Origin of the sequence: Streptomyces sp. NPDC127038, from assembly GCF_042725875.1 — a bacterium.
GTDB lineage: Bacteria > Actinomycetota > Actinomycetes > Streptomycetales > Streptomycetaceae > Streptomyces.
This window is the reverse complement of record NZ_JBHXDQ010000069.1, coordinates 1-18,431: the sequence shown is the minus strand read 5'-3', so window position 1 is coordinate 18,431 and position 18,431 is coordinate 1. Positions and strand designations below refer to the sequence as shown.

The window sequence follows — 18,431 nt, the reverse complement described above, 5'->3', positions numbered from 1 at the left end:
GCCATGGACGGATCCAGCTACTACACCCCGGCCGTCGCCATGGGCGCGGCGATCGCGTTCAAAGGGCCCTCACTGCTGCGCGGCTGGCGCGACCCGCTGCTGCGGTCGGTGGGCGTGCTCCTCGCCCTCGCGGGCCTGGTGTTCCTCTTCGCGGCCCCGCCCACCATCGCCGCCGTCAACCGCGTCACCGGCGTCCCCAACGTCTCGGCCCCCATCGTCTACTGCCTGCTGAGCGCCTACAGCGCCTCCTGTCTGGTGCTGATCATCAACTGGCGTGGCGGGCCGCCCGAGGTGACCCGGCGTCTGTCGCGCCGCTGGATCCTCGGCTACACCGTGGTCGGCGTGGCGCTGATCGTCCTGTTCGCGCTCGGGGACGCCTCCGAGGAACGACTGCGCGACCTCGACACGTACTACGCCAACACGCCCTTCATCCGCGAGATGATCGTCCTGTATCTCGCCTCGCTCACCGTGGCCGGTGTCGCGATGAACTTCATGTGCTGGCGCTGGGCGATCCAGGTGCAGGGCCGGCTGCGCGCGGGTCTGGTGATCATCGCCTTCGGGTCGCTGTGCAACATCCCTTACTCCGCGGCCAAGTTCACCGCGGTCGTCGCCCGCTGGAACGGCGCCGACCTGGACGGACTGAGCACCAACGTGGCACCGCTGCTGGCCTCGGCCGGCGCCCAGATCACCGCGGTCGGCTTCTGTCTGCCGCTGGCCTGGCGGCGCGTCGAGGACAGCTGGAACACCTGGTCGGCCTATCGACGGCTCGGGCCGCTCTGGCGCGAACTGAAGCCGGTCTCCGTGCCGGAGGAGCGCGCGGTGCGGATGTCCTGGTGGTCGCCGGCCGAACTCCAGGTCACCCAGCGGGAGTCCGACATCCATGACGGGATGCTCAGCCTCTACCCCTACTTCGACTCCGAGGTGCGCTCCCGGGCCTACGGCGCCGCGGTCGCCGCCGGTTCCTCCGCCACGGAGGCGCACGCCGAGGCGGACGCGGCGATGGTGACGGTCGCGGTACGGGCCAGGGCCGCCGACCCCGAGGGCCGTGTCATCAGCTCGGCGGAGACCCCCGACGCGTCGCCCGCGGCCGGGGCCACGTTCGCGCACACCGACGGCCGCCGCGATCTCGTACGCATGTCCGACGCGCTGCGTCACTCGCCGGTCGTCGCTGCCGTCCGGGGCCGGACCGGAGCGACGGCCGGACCGGAGCACGGCACCCGTGAACGGACCGGCTGACCCCGCGCGTTCCTCCCCGGCCGGGCTCCCGGGCCCGCCGCGCGCCACCCGGTCCTCAGACCCCGTCACGGGCCGGGTTCGCACCTCGCCCCCCGCACGGTGAGCCGGACACTCGGGCCGCGCCACGATCCTGGTCGTCAGGTCGCGCTGCGTTCGCTCGCCTCGCGCAGGTCACGCTCCGCCGAACGGCTCCGGACGGTGTCCGGCTGCCCCGCCGCCGTACCCGGACGCCCGGCGCGCAGCAGCTCCCGCCAGCGCTCGCGGCTCCAGTCGGCCGCGCTGGTGGTGGCCGTGAACTCCTCGACCAGGGACAGGAATCGCGCCGGATCGCTGTGGAAGGGGAAGTGTCCCGCGCCCTCGAAGATCTCCAGACGGCTGCCCGGCATGGCCGCGTGCGCCCCGTGGGCGTGCCGCACCGGCACCACGCTGTCCCGGTCCCCCCAGAGCAGCATGGTGGGCATGCCCTCGGTGAGGTAGCAGCGGTCGAGCATCGTCACCGCCTGACCGCGCCAGTCGACCACGGCCCGCAGCGTCCGTACGAACGCGCTGCGGGAGGTCGCGTCGGGCAGCGCGTCCACGAGGTGCAGCAACTCCGGCGCGTCCTGGGCCAGATCGGTGTCGAGCAGCCGCATCAGCCGCAGGAAGAGCCCGACGTTGACGCGCATGCCGGGCAGGCGCAGAGCGGAGAGCATCAGATGGGCTCCCGGCAGCGACACGGCACGCAGGAAGGGATTGACCTCGCCGCCGACACCGCCCGCGCTGACCAGGATCAGCCGTTCGGTGCGCTCGGGGAACTGGTAGGCGAACTGCATCGCCACTCCCCCGCCCAGCGAGTGCCCGACCAGGGTGGCTGACTCGATGTCGAGCGTGCCCAGGAGATCGCGCACCCCGTTGGCGTACGCGGCCACCGAGTAGTCGGCGCGCGGCTTGTCGGACTCGCCGTGGCCCAGCAGATCGGGCGCGATCACGGTGTGGGTGCGGGCTAGGTCGGGGATCAGCTCCGCCCACGTCGCCGAGGAGTCGCCTATGCCGTGGATCAGGACGAGCGCCGGGCCCTGTCCCGCCATCCGGTAGGCGCGCCGGTATCCGTGCACGAGACGGTGGTGCAGGCGCAGTTCTCCGTCACCGACCGGACGCAGTCGCGCGGTGCGCCGCGGCTGCCGGGGCTGTACGTCGACCACGGGCGGAACCTCCCGTTCCCAGGCCGCCGCGAAGGCGGCTCCTGCTCGTCCGTCCAGCGTAGGGGCCTTGTTCCACCTGGGGTTTCCGGGACGTTTCGCCTCCGCTAAGCGAGCGAACCTCCACGGTGGGAAACCGGATTGTCAGTGGCGGACGGCAAGCTGGGGTCAGGACCAGTGTCACGACAAGCCGACCAGGGAGAGCCGTCCGATGCCGACCGCCGTACTGACCGACCACGAACGCGCCGCCGTGCAGGCCTACCTCCGCCTCCTCCAGACGGTACGAGCGGCTTTCGACGGCCCGCCGGACGGCGGCCGGCCACCCGTGGTCCCGCCCGCCGTGCTCGCCGAGACCGAACGGGCGCTGGAGGCGGCGGGCCTCACCGGCAACGAGGACGCGTTCTTCGAGCTGCTGCACGCCTGGTACCCGGCGCAGGACCGGCCCTGAGGGACATCGGTCCCGGCGCGGGGCGGCCGGGCCTTCAGGCCCCGGGGCCGGAAGCCGTTCCGGGTGCCGGGTGCGGGACCGTGATCGCCGTCGCCACGAACGCGTGCCGGGCCGTCCAGCGACCGGTGAAGGTCTGGAGGGGGACGCCGTCCACCACCGGTCCCGGGACGAGGAGCCGGGCGCTCAGGGATCCCGAGAGGCCGTCGGCGGTGCGGCCCGGGTCGGCGGAGAGCTCGATGTCCGCCCCGGAGAAGTCGAGCCAGCGGCCGGTGAGCGGGAACCACGCCTTGTAGACGGACTCCTTGGCGCTGAACAGCAGCCGGTCCCAGTGGACGGCCGGCTCCCGGGCGCGCAGCCGGTCCAGGCGCTCCGACTCGGCGGGCAGGGCGACGGCGTCCAGGACGTCGTCGGGCAGCGCGAGATGGGGTTCGGCGTCGATGCCGAGGGAGGCGAGATCAGCGGCCCGGGCGAGCGCGGCGGCGCCGTAGCCGTCGCAGTGCGTCATGCTGCCGATGACACCGTCCGGCCACCGCGGGGCTCCGCGCTCGCCCGGCAGCACGGGCCCCGGGGGCACGCCCAGCTTCTCCATGGCACGCCGGGCGCAGACCCGTACGGCGGCGAACTCGCGGCGCCGTTTGCCCACGGCGCGGCTCAGGACCGCCAGTTCCTCGGGGTACAGGCTCGCTTCTCCGGCGGGGTCGTCACCGTGGCTCTCCACGGCCACCACCGACTCCGGAAGCAGCTCCTCCATCACCGGCTTTGACCTCCATCGGCAGAATGCGGCGCAGCGCGCCGGGCGGTCCCGGTCGCGTACGCCATTCTCGCGGATAGCCGACCGACACCTCCTCGAACCGGACACCTTCGTGCCAGGTCGTCCGCGGGATGTGCAGATGTCCGTAGACCATGGTCTCGACCCGGAACCTGCGATGCCAGTCGGCGGTCGCGGCCGTGCCGCACCACATGGCGAACTCGGGGTGCCACAGGACGTCCATCGGGTGACGGTCCAGGGGGTAGTGGTTCACCGGGATGACCGGGAGGCCGTCCGGAACCGCGGCGAGCCGGCGCTCGGTCTCGGCGACCCGCTCCCGGCACCAGGCCTCGCGGCTCGGATGGGGGTCGGGGTGGAGCAGGTACTCGTCCGTGCACACGATGCCGGTCCCCTCGGCGTACGCGAGCCCCTGCTCCTTGGTGGCGCAGCCCTCGGGGAGGAAGGAGTAGTCGTAGAGCAGGAAGAGCGGGGCGACGACGGCGGGGCCTCCGGGGCCGTTCCAGACGGGGTAGGGGTCCTCGGGCGTGATGACGCCCAACTCCCGGCACAGGGCCACCAGATGCTCGTAGCGGGCCACTCCGCGCAGTTGCACCGGGTCCTTGGGGTGCGTCCACAGTTCATGGTTGCCCGGCACCCAGACGACCTTGCGGAAACGGGCGGCGAGCGTCTCCAGGGTCCACCGGACGTCCTCGACGATCTCACCGATGTCACCGGCCACCAGCAGCCAGTCCTCGTCCGTCCAGGGGTGCATGTCCTCGACCAGGGCGCGGTTCTCGGCGTAGCCGATGTGCAGGTCGCTGATGGCCAGCAGATTTCCGGCACCGCCGTCTGTCGGCCGCACGCGCCACCCCCGTAGAGAGCCAATACCGACACAACAGCACACGCTCCGGCCACCGGACAAGGAGGCCCGGGCGGCGGCCGGGGAATCCGTAACATCCCCGTAGCAGCATCGGGGTTCCGCGACCCCTATGATCGCCCCAACACCTCCGCTCGAATCTGCTTTGGCGTGCGACGGCTCGGTGTACCTCCCCTACCCCTGGCCGGGCCCGGCCCGCTCCGCCGTGCCCGCGAACCCCGAAACGGTGGCATGCATGGGCTCTCGCGTACGCGTCTGGCTCAACCGCACGTACGCGGAGAACGTGTTCTTCATGGACCAGCTGCGAAATAATCCGCAGCATCGCGCGGTCGAGATCCACGCCACCCACGGTGACCCCGACTCCCCCGTGCTCGCCGCCGCCGACACGGCGGAACCGGAGCCCGAGGGCCTGTCGCCGCGTGCCTACGTCGAGTACGCCCTCGACATGTGCGCGCGCCGTTCCGTCGACGTGTTCGTGCCGGTCCTGCACCAGGACGCGATCGTGGCGCAGCGCGCCGAGTTCGCGGCGGTCGGTACGGCGCTGCTGGCGCCGCCCGCGGAGGCGGTCGCGGTCTTCCACGACAAGGTCGTCGCCTACCAGGCCGTGGAGGCCGTGGGCATACCGGTTCCTCCGTGGTACCGGGTGCGCACGGTCGAGGAACTGATGGCTGCGGTCGAGGAGTTGGAGGCCGCGGGCCACCGCGCGTGCTTCAAGCCGGCGGCCGGTGCGGGCGGAGTTGGCTTCCGGGGGATCACCCGTTCCCCCTTCTCGCTCATGCACCTCACCGGCTTCCCGAGCGCGTACGTGCCGCTGGATCTGGTGGTCGAGGCGCTGCGCACGGCCGCGGAGCCCGTCGACTGGCTGGTGATGCCGCACCTGGGGCAGCCGGAGGTGTCGGTGGACTGCCTGACCGGTCCCGACGGCCGGGTCCGCATGGCCATCGGCCGCACCAAGAACGGCCGCCGTCGCGGCTTCACCCTCGACGACGCCTGGATCGAGCCCGCCCGGCTGCTCGCGGAGGCGTTCGGGCTGCACTATCTGTCCAACATCCAGTTCCGTATGCACGGTGACGAGCCGGTGCTGATGGACGTGAACACCCGTCCGGCCGGCGGGCTGCACCAGATCGCCCAGTGCGGGGTCAACGCTCCTTGGGCGGCTGTGCAGTTGGCGCTGGGCGAGGAGACGGGCGAGCTGGTCCCGCCGTTCCTCGGACCGGACTACACGGTGGTCGCGGGACCGCGTCCGTTGCGTCCGGTGTCGCTGCCGGCGCAGCGGTCCGAGCCGGACGTGTCCGCTCTGCCGGTCCTGCCCGCCGTACCGGCGCGGGCCACGGAGTCCCCGTCCGCCCTGCCCGCTCCGGTCGAGGCGACGGCCCCCGCCCTGCCGGCCCAGGCCGCCACGGCCGCGGGCGCGGCGATCGCACCGGCGTAGCACACGGAGCCACCCCCTTTACCGGTCTGGACCAATTCCCGCGCAGTGTCTTGACAGCGGGATTGGTCCATACCAACTTGGTTGCGCACCTCTCTGCACTCCCGAACACCCCCATATCTCCAGGGAGATCGCGTGCGCATGACCATGCTCAGACGTTCCAGACATCGTTTCCTCGCCCTGCTGGGCACGGCCGCGCTGGCCCTCGCCGGCGCGGTCGCCCTGCCGGGCACGGCCGAGGCGGCCAACATCCTGACCAACCCGGGCTTCGAGACCGGCAGCCTCTCCCCCTGGACCTGCTCGGGGAACCTGGGTTCGATCGTCTCGACTCCCGTGCACGGGGGCTCCAAAGCCCTCGCGGGGGCGGCGAGTTCGAGCGACAACGCCCAGTGCACCCAGACCGTCTCGGTCCAGCCGAACACGACGTACAGCCTCTCCGGCTGGGTGCGCGGCAGCTATGTCTACCTCGGTGTGGACGGCGGTGCCTCGAACTGGACGACGTCCCCGTCGGCGTACAGCCAGCTCACCGTCTCCTTCACCACCGGCGCCTCGCAGACCAGCGCCAAGATCTACGTCCACGGCTGGTACGCGCAGGGCACCTACTACGCCGACGACATCAGCCTCGACGGTCCCGGCGGCGGTGGCGGCGGGACCGACACCCAGGCGCCGACCGCGCCCACGGGCCTGACCTCCACCGGCAAGAGCTCCTCCAGCGTGTCCCTGTCCTGGGGCGCGTCGAGCGACAACGTCGGTGTCACCGCGTACGACATCTACAGCGGCTCCACCAACGTGCTCAGCGTGTCGGGCACCAGCGCCACGGTCAGCGGGCTGTCCGCGAGCACCGCGTACACCTTCACCGTCAAGGCGCGGGACGCGGCGGGCAACACCTCCGCGGCCTCCAACTCCGTGAGCGTCACGACCGACGCGGGCGGCGGAGGCGGCGGCACCGGCTTCAAGCAGGCCGCTCCCTATCTGTACGAGGGCTGGGGCGACCCCCCGAACCCGACCACGGTGATGAGCGCGACCGGCGTCAAGTGGTTCACGATGGCGTTCGTGCTGGACTCGGGCGGCTGCACCCCGGCCTGGGACGGCAGCCGGGCGCTGACCGGCGGCGTCGACCAGACGGCGATCAACCAGATCCGTTCCGCGGGCGGTGACGTCGTCCCGTCGTTCGGCGGCTGGCAGGGCAGCAAGCTCGGCGCCAACTGCTCCTCGGCGAGCGCGCTCGCCGGTGCGCTCCAGAAGGTGATCTCGGCCTACAACCTCAAGGCCATCGACATGGACATCGAGAACACCGACGAGTTCGAGAACGAGGCCGTCCAGGCGAAGATCCTGACCGCGCTGAAGACGGTCAAGGCCAACAACCCGGGGCTGAAGACCATCGTCACCTTCGGCACCTCGACGACCGGCCCGACCTACTACGGCAACCGGCTCATCGAGCAGGCGCAGTCCCTGAACGCGAACATCGACGTCTTCACCATCATGCCGTTCGACTTCGGCGGCGGCTCCGACATGTACGGCAACACGGTCAACGCGGCCGAGGGGCTGAAGACCAAGCTGAAGTCGACCTTCGGCTGGGACGACGCCACGGCGTACTCGCACATCGGCATCTCCGGCATGAACGGCCTGTCCGACCAGCAGGAGAACACGACCCCGGCCATCTGGACCTCGATCCGTGACTGGGCGAACAACCACCACATCGCCCGGCTCGCCTACTGGGCGGTCAACCGCGACCGGTCCTGCCCCGGGGGCGGCGTGGTGAGCAACTGCTCCGGCATCAGCCAGAACACCTGGCAGTTCACGTCGATCACGGCCGGCTTCACGGGCTGAGGCCGACGCGATCGGACCAAGAGCGGTGGGCCGCCCGGGACTTGCTCCGGGCGGCCCATCGCCGCGTGCGCGTAAACCGGTCACCGGTGACCGGTCGTGAACGTCAGCCGTCGGACTCCGACGACGGGAGGTAGGCGCCCGGCACGTCCCCCGGCGCGAAGAGCTTGTGCTCGCCGGGGTAGGGCTTGGTCCAGCCGTGCGTCTGGTACCACGTGAAGTGGTTCATCTGCGCGGGGTTGGCGTAGTCCGGGATGGCGTTGGGGCCGGTCAGCCGCTGGTGCGACTTCCAGGTGTCCCACTGCGCGGCGAGGGCCCGTTCGGCCGCCGGCACCTTCGCCGACGGTACCGGCGCGGCGGCCGGGTCCTGCGGCGCCGGGGTGTCCGTACCGCAGGAGGGCGGGGTCTTGAGGCCGTCGGTCAGCGAGGTCCTGTTGGGCAGCGCCGTGAACGGCGTGAGGTCCGCGTGCCCGGTGAAGGCGGCGCGCATCGGGGTGGCCGCGCTGTCCTTCTGGTTCATGGGGTGGACGCCGAGGATCTGCTCGATGGTCCGGATCAGCGTTATCTGCGAGTAGTAGTGGCTGTCGACGACTCCGTGCCGGGCCCAGGGGCTGATGATCTGGATCGGGGCGCGGTGGCCGTCGACGTGGTCGAGACCGGCCTGGGAGTCGTCCTCGACGACGAAGATCGCCGAGTCCTTCCAGTACTTGCTGTGCGAGATCTCGTCGACGATCCTGCCGGTCGCGAGGTCGTTGTCGGCCACCTGCGCGGCCGCGTTCGCCGGACCGCCGGTGTGGTCGCTGGAGAGCCAGAACATGTTCAGGTTCGCCGGCCCGTTCTTCTCGAAGTCACGCTTCCAGATCTCCTCCCGGTAGACGTCCGGGACGCTGGTGTCGAACTTCGCGAAGCCGTGCACGGACACGTCGTTGAGCGAGGGGATCGGCGAGGACGAGTCCAGCGCGTACGCCGTGTCCTGGCCCGTCGCGGCCATGTTCTTCGCGTCGCAGTACAGGTTCTGCCAGCTGGCGTCCGCCGGCTTGGTCAGGAACTGCTGGAACTCGCCGAAGTCCCGGGCCGAGTTGCCCGCCGCCTGCGCCCCGGTCCACAGGAACCCGGTCCGCTGGTGGCCGAGGGCGTCGTCCTCGGTGTCGTAACTGCGCGCGTACTCACCGGCCGAGGACTCGGTGTACTCCGGATCGTCCGCCTGCATCAGCCAGTTGTGGCCCTCGGCGGAGTTGGTGCCGATGTCGTAGGTGTTGTCGTAGAGCCCGAACTGCTTCGCCATGGCGTGCTGGTTGGGGGTCACGTTCTCGCCGAACTGCGCCAGCGACGGATCGCCGTTGCCCTCGGGGACGTCCCCGAGGATCTGGTCGTAGGTGCGGTTCTCCTTGACGAGCAGGAAGACGTGCTTGATCGTCGAGGGGTCGCCGAGCCGCAGCGGGACGGGGACGGGCTTGGCGTGGCTCCTGCCCTTGGACCGGGCGACCGACCCGGCCGTCCAGCCGTTCTGCCGGAAGACCTTGGCCGTCTGCGCCCGTACGACACTGTCGTCGGGCAGGGTGAAGCGCTGCACGCTCGACGTCGTGTCGTGGGTGGCGTGCCCCGCCGCGGTGGTGGTCCGGCGGGCGTCGACGCCACGGGTGTTGGAGACCACGACGTCCTTGCCGACGGCGGCGATCTCCGCGGGGAAGTAGTCCGTGGGGAGCAGGCCGACGTAGCGGACCGGATCCTGCGGTGACCGGTACCGGTACACGGCCACGGCGTTGGCCCGGCCCAGCGTCACCAGCAGATGGCCGTCGTCGGTGAGCGTCACCGCGTCGGGCTCGTAGCCCACCGAGGCCTCGGGCCAGGGCTGGGTCGCGATGGTCTGGACGACCTTGTTCCTGGCCGTGTCGATGACCGACACGTCGTTGGTGGCGGTGTTGGTGACGAACAGCGCCCTGCCCTTGGCGTACAGGGCGGTCGGGTGCAGCCCGACGGGGATGCTCGCGACGGCTGCGGCCGGGTCCGCCAGGTCGATGACGCTGACGGTTCCGGTGGTGGTGGCCGCGGTGACCGGATCGGCCGGCACCTGGGTCCCGTACGAGTTGATCGTGGTGTCGCCGGCCCGCGCCGTGCGCCCGCCCTCGTCGCTGACGTAGAGCCGGTCGCCCACCTGGGCCAGGTCGCGCGGGGCGTTGCCCACGTTCCAGCTCTGCCGGACGGTCCCGGTGGCCGCGTCGATGGCGACGACCCGGTTCTGTCCGTTGACCGCGGAGTACACGGTGGAGCCGTCGGCCGAGAACACGGCCGCGCCCACCAGCGCGTGCTTGTCCCCGTCCGCGGCGATCGGGACGGACACGGGGGCGGTGACGCTGCCGTCCGCGGTCACGGTGAACCGGGTGTACCCGTCGGTCTGGCCCAGCCAGAGCTGTTTGCCGTCGGGCGAGTAGGTCGGCCCTTCCTGTCCCACGCTGTTGCCGCTGATGCGCGGGACGGAGGTCGCGGAGCTGCTGACGAGCTGCTGCACCTTCCAGCTCTTCAGGTCGACGATCGACAGGGCGCTCCCGCCGTCGGTGAGCGAGGCCGCGAGATGGGTGCCGTCCGGGCTGACCGAGGACGACATGATCTTGCCGTTCTGGACGACGAGCCGGTCGCCGTACGGGGCGATGTACTGGTCGCTGGACAGGACCTGCCCCTGGTCGGTGACCTGGCCGACCTGGTCGGTGCCGAACTGGTGCGTCTGGGCGAAGGCGGCCCCGGCCGCGACGAGGGCGAGCACGGTGGTGCCCACCGTGACCAGCGGTATCCGTCTTCCGGCGAGTCCGCCGAACGGGCCCGCCGCGCCGGTGGGTCTGCCCAGGGCGCCCGGTCGTCCCTTCTTCCCGGTCCGTCGGCGACGCGTTACCTGCATGGAGTCATCCCTTCGAGCTGGCGAGCAGGTCGACATTGCCGTCGAACTGCCAGAGCGGGTTCGGTGCGTCCCCGGTCGGAGTGCGGACCAGGAAGTAGCCGTTCACCTCCTTCGGTCCGTCGCCGTCGGCCATGTATCGGCCGTCCGGGGTGATGTCGAGCTGGTAGACGGCCGTGCCCACGGCGTCGACGCCGGGAAGGTGCCAGGAGAGGACACAGCGCCAGTCGTTGCCCGGTCCCTCGGCCGCGACGCGGACGCTGCCCTTGTCGCAGTCCGCCGTGACCCTCAGCCGCGCCTCCGTGACGGCGGGGCGGTTGAGCTGACGGGTCTGGAGCCGGTAGAGGTGCGCGAACGCGGTCGCGGCCGAGCGCTGCACCTTGTCCTGTTCGATCCCGGAGCCCGTGGCCCCCGTGGCGGCGCCGACGGCCAGGGCCGTCACGGCGGCCAGCGCGACGAGCGGCAGGGCTCCGGCGGTGACGGCGCGGCGGCCCGGTCCGTCGTGGGCCGTGTCGGTGAAGTCCCGCCGCATGAACAGGAGATAGGCCGACACCGTCGCGGTCAGCGCCCACAGCAGGCTGACCGCGATGCCGATCAGGAGCGGGCCGAGCTGGGCGGGGCCGGTGAACAGGCCGTTCCAGGCGATGAACGCGTAGCTGGGCAGGGCCAGGCGCACCGCGACGGGCAGCGGCATCATCTGGGCGAGCTGCATCGCGAGCGCGACCAGCGCGGGCAGCAGCAGCCCCATCGGGGACCGTCCGAGCGTGACGGAGCCGAGCAGTCCCACGCCGGCCAGGGCCAGGGTCGGGGCGAGGACGCAGAGCCAGGCGAGCAGGACCCTGCCCGCGGCGTCGGCCGGGCTCAGCAGATGACCGTCGAGCCCGACGAGCGGCCGGTCGCCGACCGCGACGGCCCCGCCGGCCGAGCTGGAGGCCAGCAGTCCGGCCACGAGCAGCAGCAGGACCGTGAGGCCGGCCAGGGCCTTGGCCGCGAAGATCCGGCGCGGTGACCGTACCGCCACCAGCAGATGGCGCCAGGTGCCGAGCCGGTCCTCGGAGGCGAAGACGTCACCGGCGACGACCGAGGTCAGCAGCGGGAGCGCCCAGGTGCCCGCGAACCCGAGCGTCACCAGCGCCCCGGCCCACCCCGTGGCGTGCATCCAGCGGCCGAAGAGCGTGTCCACGGGAAGGGTGCTCTGCCGGCTGACCGCGGCGACGAAGAGCGCGGGCACGATCCAGCAGGCGAGGACCAGCAGGCGGATCCGCCACTGGGAGACGAGTTTGACGAGTTCGAAGCGGTAGACGCGGGCGACCGGGACACGGAGCGCCGCGGTGGCGTCCTCGTCCGGTCCGTGGGGCTCGACTCCGGCGTCTTCGGCGACGGTCGCGGTCATCCGCCGTTCTCCTTCGGCTCGGTGAGGGCGAGGAACGCGGCTTCGAGGGGTGACACGACGGGCGCGAGCTCGCGCAGCGCGATGCCGGCGCCGACGAGCCGCGCCACCAGTTCGTCCACGGCGGGCACGAGCGCCCGTACGACGAGCACGTCGGTGGCGCCCCGTGGCACGGCCTCCTCAACCAGCCGGACCCCGGCCGTGGCGAGGGCCAGCGGGCGGGCCGCGTCCGGGTCCGAGGTGAGCAGCCGGTAGTCGAGTTCACGGTTCTCGGCGGCCAGCTTGCCCAGCGGCCCGGAGAAGACGACCCGTCCGGTGGCGAGGATGGTGACCTCGGAGCACAGGGCCTGGAGGTCGTCCATCCGGTGGCTGGAGAGGACGACCGCGGTCCCGTTCGCGGCGAGCCGGTCCAGAACGCCGTGCACATGGCGTTTGCCCGCCGGGTCCAGGCCGTTGGACGGCTCGTCGAGCACGAGCAGCCGGGGTTCGGTGAGCAGGGCCGCGGCGAGGCCGAGCCGCTGGCGCATGCCCAGGGAGTAGCCGCGGGCCGGATCGTCGGCGACGTCGGTGAGCCCGACCTCGGCCAGCGCCTCGTCGACCCCGGCGGACCGGGCGCTCCTGCCGCGGAGCGCGGCGAGGGCGGCGAGGTTCTGCCGGGCGGTGAGCGAGGGGTAGAGGCCGGGCCCGTCGACGAAGCCGGCGACCCCGCCGGGGGCGGCGAGCGCCCGTCCGATCGGGGTGCCGAGGATCTCCAGGCGGCCTTCGTCGGCGACGGCCAGGCCGAGCAGCAGACCGAGCAGGGTCGTCTTGCCGGCGCCGTTCGGTCCGACCAGGCCGTGGATCTGACCCCGTGCCACCTCCAGGTCGACGCCGTCGAGCGCGACGACGTCCCCGAAGCACTTGGTGATCCCGCGAGCCCGGACGGCCAGAGCTCTGTCCATGTGTCCCTTCCTCCAAGCACTCGACGCACTCGAAGCACACAGGGACCCTAGGGACCGTACACAACGCGGGCACAGACCCCCGGCTGAACACGCAGGAAACGGATCGTCAAAGCGTAGGCAAGTCCGGTGCGCAAAGCGGGTGTCATCGGGAGGGACCCGGGCAGCGTCCGCCGCCCGGGTACGGCGTGGTGGGCCCTACCTCAGATAGGCGAGACCCGGGTGGACGGCCGTGTAGCCCTCGACGAGCGCGCGCGCCACGCCGACCGAGTCGACGAGCGGGTGCAGGGCGAAGGCCTTCACCGCGGTCGTACGGGAGCCCGACGCGGCGGCGGAGAGCACCTCCCGTTCCACCGCCTTGACCGCGCACACCAGTCCGGTGGCATGGTCCGGCAGCGGGTCGACGGCCACGGGGTGCGCCCCGTTGGCGTCCACCAGAGCGGGCACCTCGATGACGGCCTCGGCGTCGAGGGCGCCGAGGGTGCCGCGGTTGCGGACGTTGAGGATCAGGGTGGTGCGTTCGTCGCGGGCGATGGCCCGCATCAGGGCGAGCGCCACCTTCTCGTAGCCGCCCGAGAGGTCGTCCTCCTCGCGTTCGCCCGCACCGGCGGCGTCCCGGTTCTCCGCCATGTACGTGGCCTCGCGCTCGGCCCGGGTGCGCTCCCAGGCGGCGAGGGCCGAGGCGTCGGGGCGCTTCATCTCCTCGTAGAAACCCACCTGTTGGTCGCGCAGGAAGGCCCCGCGCGTCTTCTCGGCCCGCTGGTAGGCGGCCACGGTCTCGCGGTTGAAGTAGTAGTAGTGCAGATACTCGTTGGGGACGGCGCCGAGGGACTGGAGCCACTGCGGGCCGAAGAGCCGGCCCTCCTCGAAGGAGCCGAGCAGGGCGGGATCGGCGAGCAGGCGCGGGAGTTCGTCGCGGCCCGCGATCCGCAGGCCGCGCACCCAGCCGAGGTGGTTGAGCCCGACGTAGTCGATCCACGCCTCGCGCGGGTTCGCGCCGAGGACCTTGGCGATACGGCGCCCGAGGCCGACCGGCGAGTCGCAGATGCCGATCACCCGGTCGCCGAGGTGGCGGGACATGGCCTCGGTGACCAGCCCGGCCGGGTTGGTGAAGTTGATGACCCAGGCGTCGGGCGCGAGCCGGGCCACCCGCCGGGCGATGTCCACGGCGACGGGCACGGTCCGCAGGCCGTACGCGATGCCGCCGGCGCCGACCGTCTCCTGGCCGAGGACGCCCTCGGCGAGGGCGACCCGCTCGTCCGCAGCACGCCCTTCCAGACCGCCGACCCGGATGGCGGAGAAGACGAAGTCCGCCCCACGCAGGGCCTCGTCGAGGTCGGTGGTGACCGTCACCTCCGGCGCGTCGTGGACGTCGGCCGCCTGCTCGGCGAGGACCCGGGCCACGGCCGAGAGCCGCCCCGCGTCCAGGTCGTGCAGCACGACACGGGTCACCCGGCCCTCGGCCCGGTCGCCGAGGAGTGCCCCGTACACGAGCGGGACACGGAATCCGCCGCCGCCGAGAATGGTCAGCCTCACGCAAGTACCGCCTTCGCCGTTTCGTACGGGGACACGGCCGCGCGGCACATGCCCTTCAGGAACAGGGTGTCATCGCGTCCCCGGCGATTGTCGCCGCCGGGCCCGTACGGCAGGGTGGTCACGACGTCCGAACCGCCCCGCCCGGGGTCGGACCGCGGGGAGCCGGTCATGGAAGGTCGAGAGCGCGCCGCCGGCTCCGCCTCGGGCCGTCTGCTCGCCGTGCTCGCCGCCTTCGACCACGAGCACACGGCCCTGTCCCTGACGGACATCAGCCGCCGGGCCGGCCTCAGCCTCACCACGGCGCACCGGCTGGTGGCCGCGCTGACCGGGTGGGGCGCGCTGGAGCGTGACGAGAACGGCGTCTACCACGTGGGCCTGCGGCTGTGGGAGCTCGCCGCGCTCGCCCCGCGCGGCCTCGCGCTGCGCCAGATCGCCCTGCCGTTCCTGGAGGACCTGTACGAAGCGACGCACGAGAACGTGCAGTTGGCGGTCATGGACGGGGCCGAGGTCGTCTACACCGAGTGGATCGCGGGACGTTCGTCGGTGGGGGTACGGATCCAGGTGGGCGCCCGCTGGCCGCTGCACGCGACGGGGGTCGGGCTCGCGCTGCTCGCGCACACCCGGCCCGACGTCCAGGAGCGTTACTGCGCCGGGCCGTTGGCCGCGTACACCCCGTACACGATCACGGATCCGGCTCGTCTGCGCCGGACACTGGCCGAAGTCCGGCGCAGTGGCGTGGTGGTGAGCAGCCGTCAGATCACGGAGGACGCGCTGTCGGTGGCCGCCCCGGTGCGCGGCGCGGACGGTTCGGTCGTCGCGGCCGTGTCGCTCGTCGTGCCCGAGGCGGAGGCCCGGGTGGCGTCGTTGATCCCGGCGGTGCGGCTGACGGCCCGTGGCATCTCCAGGGCCCTGGGCCAGCGCCCGGCACCCCGGACGGGCCCGGCGGCCTGACGGACGGGGCGCGGGCGGCACACCCGGTCCCCGGGACCGCTGCCGGGGGACCGGACAGACACGGCGGACAGGCACGGCGGGTGGGCGGCGGCGTCACGCCGGCGTGCCCGGTGGTCCGCCCCGCCCGCCAGGGGCGGCCCTCAGTCGCGCAGCGCCGCCAGCAGGCGCCGGTCGCGAGGGGCGTGGCCCCGGTCGAGCCGGGTGTCCAGGAGCCGTCGGGCCGCCTCGCACCGGCCGGCCGCGGTCAGGGCGTACAGGAGTGTCTCCTCGACGACCTCGCGCTGGGCCGCGCTGCCGCCGACCCGGCCGAGCACCGGGAGCAGCGCGTCCAGACCCCGGGCCGCGTCGTGGAAGCGCTCCTCGGCGAGGGCGGCGAAGGCCTCGCACAGCGGGACGACGACCTCGCGCTGCACCGGGTCGGCACCCGCGGCGTGATCGCGCAGCCGGCGCAGTGCCGCGAGATCGCCGGCGGCGGTGAGCGCCACGGCGGCGTGCAGCGCGGTGAAGGCGGTCGCGGGGCGTTCCACGATCTCGCGGGCGACGCTGTCGAGCACGTCCGTCGCGGGCACGGGCCCCCGCCAGCTGTCGCTGAGCCGGGCCCGCCACAGCAGCGACCCCGAGTCGACCAGGGCGCGGACGCCGGTCACGCGTCCGGGCGCGAGCTGGGCGAACCAGCGCCTGCGGACGGCGGCGGGATCGTCCAGGGCCAGTTCGTGCAGGGCGATGTGCCAGGAGAAGTGGGCGCGGTGGACGGCGCCCCTTCCGTGGCCCGCCACCCAGGCGTCCAGCCAGTCACGGCCCCGTTCGTGGGCGCCGGTCTCGTAGTGGACGTGGGCGAGGGCGTGCACGGCGTGTCCGGAGGCGGGCTCGTCGGCCAGGGCGCGTCCGGCGAGTTCGGCGGCCTCCTCGTGGCGGCCCTGGTCCTGGCGCAGGAAGGCGAGCAGGGAGACCGGGAACCAGTGGCCGTCGTAGGCGGGCGAGGCACGCTCGACCAGGCTCAGCGCGTAGGCCGGGTCGAGGTCGTTGATGCCGGAGAAGGCGATGGTGGGCACGGCCGCGGCGAGCGCCAGCGCGTCGGCGGGGTAGGCGGTCAGATGGGCGAGCAGGGCGCGGGCACCCTGGTCGGGTCCCTCGCCGTGGACGCGGCGGCTCACCATGTCGACGAAGGACCGTTCGCGGGCGTCGGCCCGTTCCCGGGCGCAGCGCCGGGCGTCGGCCAGTGCCCGGGGGACGTCGACGTCGGCGCCGCATTCGTGGCCGAGCAGGGCGAGGGCCGCGTGCCCGAGCGCGAAGCCGGGGTCGAGGGCGACGGAACGCGCGAAGGCGTCCTCGGCGCCCGCCCTGACCTTGAGGACCCGTTCGAGGCCGGCGCGGTGGGCGGCGGCGGCCTCGGCGTGGGTGGACAGCGGCAGCCCGTGCGCGTCGAGGGGGCGGCGGCGCGCGGGGCGTGGCCGGGGAGACAGGGGCGCGAGCAGCAGCTCGGCCAGTTCGGCGGCCTGGACGCGGATCTCGGGGATGGCGGTGGTCTCCCAGAGTTCACCGCGGCGCGGGGCCCCGAGGGTGAACACCGGTGCCCCCGGGCGGCCTTCGGAGTCGAGGAGCCGGCCGTCGCGGGTCGCGACGCCGAGGCCGAGCGGTCCGGGCACGGCGGTGCACGCCGCGAACAGCGAGCGCCACAGGGGGTCTTCGGGGCGCGGACCGGGTCCGGTGCAGTCGACGACCCAACCGGCCTCGATCCGGGCCCCGTCGGTGAGCGTGAGCCGCACGCTGCCGTCCCGGGCGGGGACGGCGTCGGCGATCCCGCCGGTGTGCACGCGCAGCCGCCGGGCCGTCCGGGCACGGTCCAGGGATTCGGCGGTCGTCGGGGCCATCCGGTGCCGGTGGGTGTTCCAGAGTGCGCCCTCGTTCCGCAGGAACTCCGCGCGTTCCCCCGGGGTGAGGCTGCGCCACAGGCGCGCGGTGTGCGGGCGGAGGCTGTCGAGGGCGGGGCGCCAGTCGCCGTGGGCGCGGACGGCACGGCCGATGTGGAGGTAGACGGCCCGGCGCAGCGTGGACAGGTCCGGCGCGTCGAGCCCCTCGGGCGGGGCCATCGGCGGTGCGGGGCTCAGGGCGTGCGGCTGCGGCAGCAGTCCGGTCCGGGAGAGGGCGTGCACGGTGCGTCCGGGGCGGTCGAGGCTGAGCGCGAGGTCGACCGCGGTGAGCCCGGTCCCCACGAGCAGGACGTCGTCGCACCTGTCCCCCCGTGCGTGACCGGCAGGTCGGGCGAGTGGTCCGTCGAGCGCGCCCGGGGTCCAGGGCGAGCGGATGAACCGCGCGGAGGTACGCAGCCGGGGCGGGGCCCAGTCACCGGTGGTGGCGGCCGGTCCGGTGGCGAGGACCACGCTGTCGGCCGTCAGGCCCTCCCCGTCGGCGAGCCGGAGTTCCAGCCGTCCGTCCGGGCGCGGGGCGCAGGCCTCGGCCCTGGTCCGCAGCCGCCGCACGGTGACGACGCCGTGGGCGTGGACGATCGCCCGCGCGAGGGTGTCGGCGAGATAGGCGCCGTAGCGGTAGCGGGTGGCGAAGTCGGTTCCCCTGACAGTGGGTTCGCCGTGCCCGCACAGCCAGCGGGTGAAGTGGCCGGGGTCGTCGGGATAGCAGCTCATGCCGCCCGCGGGCACGTTCAGCCGGTGCCGGGGGTCGGTCGTGGCGTAGGCGGTGCCCCGCCCGGCCTCGGGCGCGGGGTCGACCAGGACGAGGGCGAGGGCGGTACGGCGGCGGGTGGCCGTCTCGCACAGCTGCACGGCGGTGAGCGTGCCGGCGGCGCCCGCTCCGACGATGGCCACGGTGTGCGGCTGAGGGGCTGGACTCACGGATGCCTCCGGCGTGGTGGGTCGCGGATCCGGCAAGCGGAACGTCTCCTTCGCTCCCGTGACCGGAGCGGCCGCTAGGTCGTGACCGCAACGACGCGTCGTCCGCCCGCCGGGCAGACGCGACTTTGCGGACA

Annotated in this window: 13 protein-coding genes; 5 read left to right on the top strand and 8 right to left on the bottom strand. The window is 72.9% G+C overall.

Going from position 1 to position 18,431, the window contains the following annotated elements:
- Nucleotides 1-3 precede the first annotated feature (3 nt).
- Entirely contained in the window at nt 4-1,236 is a 1,233-nt protein-coding gene (locus tag ACFWI4_RS33740) for an MAB_1171c family putative transporter (RefSeq protein WP_387204179.1), read from the top strand.
- A 137-nt stretch (nt 1,237-1,373) separates the two neighbouring features.
- On the opposite strand, the gene ACFWI4_RS33735 is transcribed toward ACFWI4_RS33740, so the two are convergent.
- Nucleotides 1,374-2,417: an alpha/beta fold hydrolase gene (locus ACFWI4_RS33735; protein ID WP_387204176.1), complete on the bottom strand. Its 1,044-nt coding sequence runs from the start codon at nt 2,415-2,417 to the stop codon at nt 1,374-1,376.
- A gap of 208 nt (nt 2,418-2,625) precedes the next feature.
- Between ACFWI4_RS33735 and ACFWI4_RS33730 the strand changes: the two genes are divergently transcribed.
- Nucleotides 2,626-2,862: a hypothetical protein gene (locus ACFWI4_RS33730; RefSeq protein WP_385398316.1), complete on the top strand. Its 237-nt coding sequence runs from the start codon at nt 2,626-2,628 to the stop codon at nt 2,860-2,862.
- A gap of 34 nt (nt 2,863-2,896) precedes the next feature.
- On the opposite strand, the gene ACFWI4_RS33725 is transcribed toward ACFWI4_RS33730, so the two are convergent.
- Nucleotides 2,897-3,616, bottom strand: coding sequence for a 4'-phosphopantetheinyl transferase (locus ACFWI4_RS33725; protein ID WP_387204172.1), 720 nt, complete (start codon nt 3,614-3,616; stop codon nt 2,897-2,899).
- Nucleotides 3,564-4,472, bottom strand: a complete 909-nt coding sequence (locus ACFWI4_RS33720; RefSeq protein ID WP_385398312.1) for a metallophosphoesterase family protein — start codon at nt 4,470-4,472, stop codon at nt 3,564-3,566. The genes ACFWI4_RS33725 and ACFWI4_RS33720 overlap by 53 nt, the downstream gene beginning before the upstream one ends.
- Before the next feature lie 250 nt (nt 4,473-4,722).
- Here ACFWI4_RS33720 and ACFWI4_RS33715 point away from each other — a divergent pair, with 250 nt between their 5' ends.
- Both ACFWI4_RS33715 and ACFWI4_RS33710 read left to right on the top strand, forming a co-directional pair.
- On the top strand, nt 4,723-5,919 hold the full coding sequence (locus ACFWI4_RS33715) for an ATP-grasp domain-containing protein (RefSeq protein WP_387204169.1): 1,197 nt from the start codon (nt 4,723-4,725) through the stop codon (nt 5,917-5,919).
- 138 nt (nt 5,920-6,057) lie between these two features.
- Entirely contained in the window at nt 6,058-7,746 is a 1,689-nt protein-coding gene (locus tag ACFWI4_RS33710; RefSeq protein ID WP_387204166.1) for a carbohydrate binding domain-containing protein, read from the top strand.
- Between the two features lie 103 nt (nt 7,747-7,849).
- Here the strand turns inward: ACFWI4_RS33710 and ACFWI4_RS33705 are convergent, their stop codons facing one another.
- From ACFWI4_RS33705 to ACFWI4_RS33690, 4 genes are all read right to left on the bottom strand, one after another.
- Nucleotides 7,850-10,636, bottom strand: a complete 2,787-nt coding sequence (locus tag ACFWI4_RS33705; protein WP_387204163.1) for an alkaline phosphatase family protein — start codon at nt 10,634-10,636, stop codon at nt 7,850-7,852.
- A gap of 4 nt (nt 10,637-10,640) precedes the next feature.
- Entirely contained in the window at nt 10,641-12,026 is a 1,386-nt protein-coding gene (locus ACFWI4_RS33700; RefSeq protein WP_387204160.1) for an ABC transporter permease, read from the bottom strand.
- Entirely contained in the window at nt 12,023-12,964 is a 942-nt protein-coding gene (locus tag ACFWI4_RS33695; protein WP_387204157.1) for an ABC transporter ATP-binding protein, read from the bottom strand. The genes ACFWI4_RS33700 and ACFWI4_RS33695 overlap by 4 nt, the downstream gene beginning before the upstream one ends.
- A 195-nt stretch (nt 12,965-13,159) precedes the next feature.
- Nucleotides 13,160-14,497 carry a 6-phospho-beta-glucosidase gene (locus tag ACFWI4_RS33690; RefSeq protein WP_387204154.1) on the bottom strand — a complete coding sequence of 446 codons (1,338 nt, stop codon included), beginning with the start codon at nt 14,495-14,497 and terminating at the stop codon, nt 13,160-13,162.
- 168 nt (nt 14,498-14,665) lie between these two features.
- Here ACFWI4_RS33690 and ACFWI4_RS33685 point away from each other — a divergent pair, with 168 nt between their 5' ends.
- The gene (locus ACFWI4_RS33685; protein WP_387204151.1) at nt 14,666-15,448 is read left to right on the top strand and encodes an IclR family transcriptional regulator; all 783 of its coding nucleotides are present in this window, start codon (nt 14,666-14,668) and stop codon (nt 15,446-15,448) included.
- Nucleotides 15,449-15,588: 140 nt separating this feature from the next.
- Here the strand turns inward: ACFWI4_RS33685 and ACFWI4_RS33680 are convergent, their stop codons facing one another.
- The gene (locus tag ACFWI4_RS33680; protein WP_387204148.1) at nt 15,589-18,297 is read right to left on the bottom strand and encodes an FAD/NAD(P)-binding protein; all 2,709 of its coding nucleotides are present in this window, start codon (nt 18,295-18,297) and stop codon (nt 15,589-15,591) included.
- Between the last annotated feature and the right edge of the window lie 134 nt (nt 18,298-18,431).

Bases quoted from the DNA above. Each gene is read 5' to 3' on its own strand.
- ACFWI4_RS33695 (WP_387204157.1), bottom strand. From the start codon at position 12,964: ATGGACAGAGCTCTGGCCGTCCGGGCTCGCGGGATCACCAAGTGCTTC.
- ACFWI4_RS33685 (WP_387204151.1), top strand. From the start codon at position 14,666: ATGGAAGGTCGAGAGCGCGCCGCCGGCTCCGCCTCGGGCCGTCTGCTC.
- ACFWI4_RS33715 (WP_387204169.1), top strand. From the start codon at position 4,723: ATGGGCTCTCGCGTACGCGTCTGGCTCAACCGCACGTACGCGGAGAAC.
- ACFWI4_RS33710 (WP_387204166.1), top strand. From the start codon at position 6,058: ATGACCATGCTCAGACGTTCCAGACATCGTTTCCTCGCCCTGCTGGGC.
- ACFWI4_RS33730 (WP_385398316.1), top strand. From the start codon at position 2,626: ATGCCGACCGCCGTACTGACCGACCACGAACGCGCCGCCGTGCAGGCC.
- ACFWI4_RS33705 (WP_387204163.1), bottom strand. From the start codon at position 10,636: ATGCAGGTAACGCGTCGCCGACGGACCGGGAAGAAGGGACGACCGGGC.
- ACFWI4_RS33740 (WP_387204179.1), top strand. From the start codon at position 4: ATGGACGGATCCAGCTACTACACCCCGGCCGTCGCCATGGGCGCGGCG.
- ACFWI4_RS33700 (WP_387204160.1), bottom strand. From the start codon at position 12,026: ATGACCGCGACCGTCGCCGAAGACGCCGGAGTCGAGCCCCACGGACCG.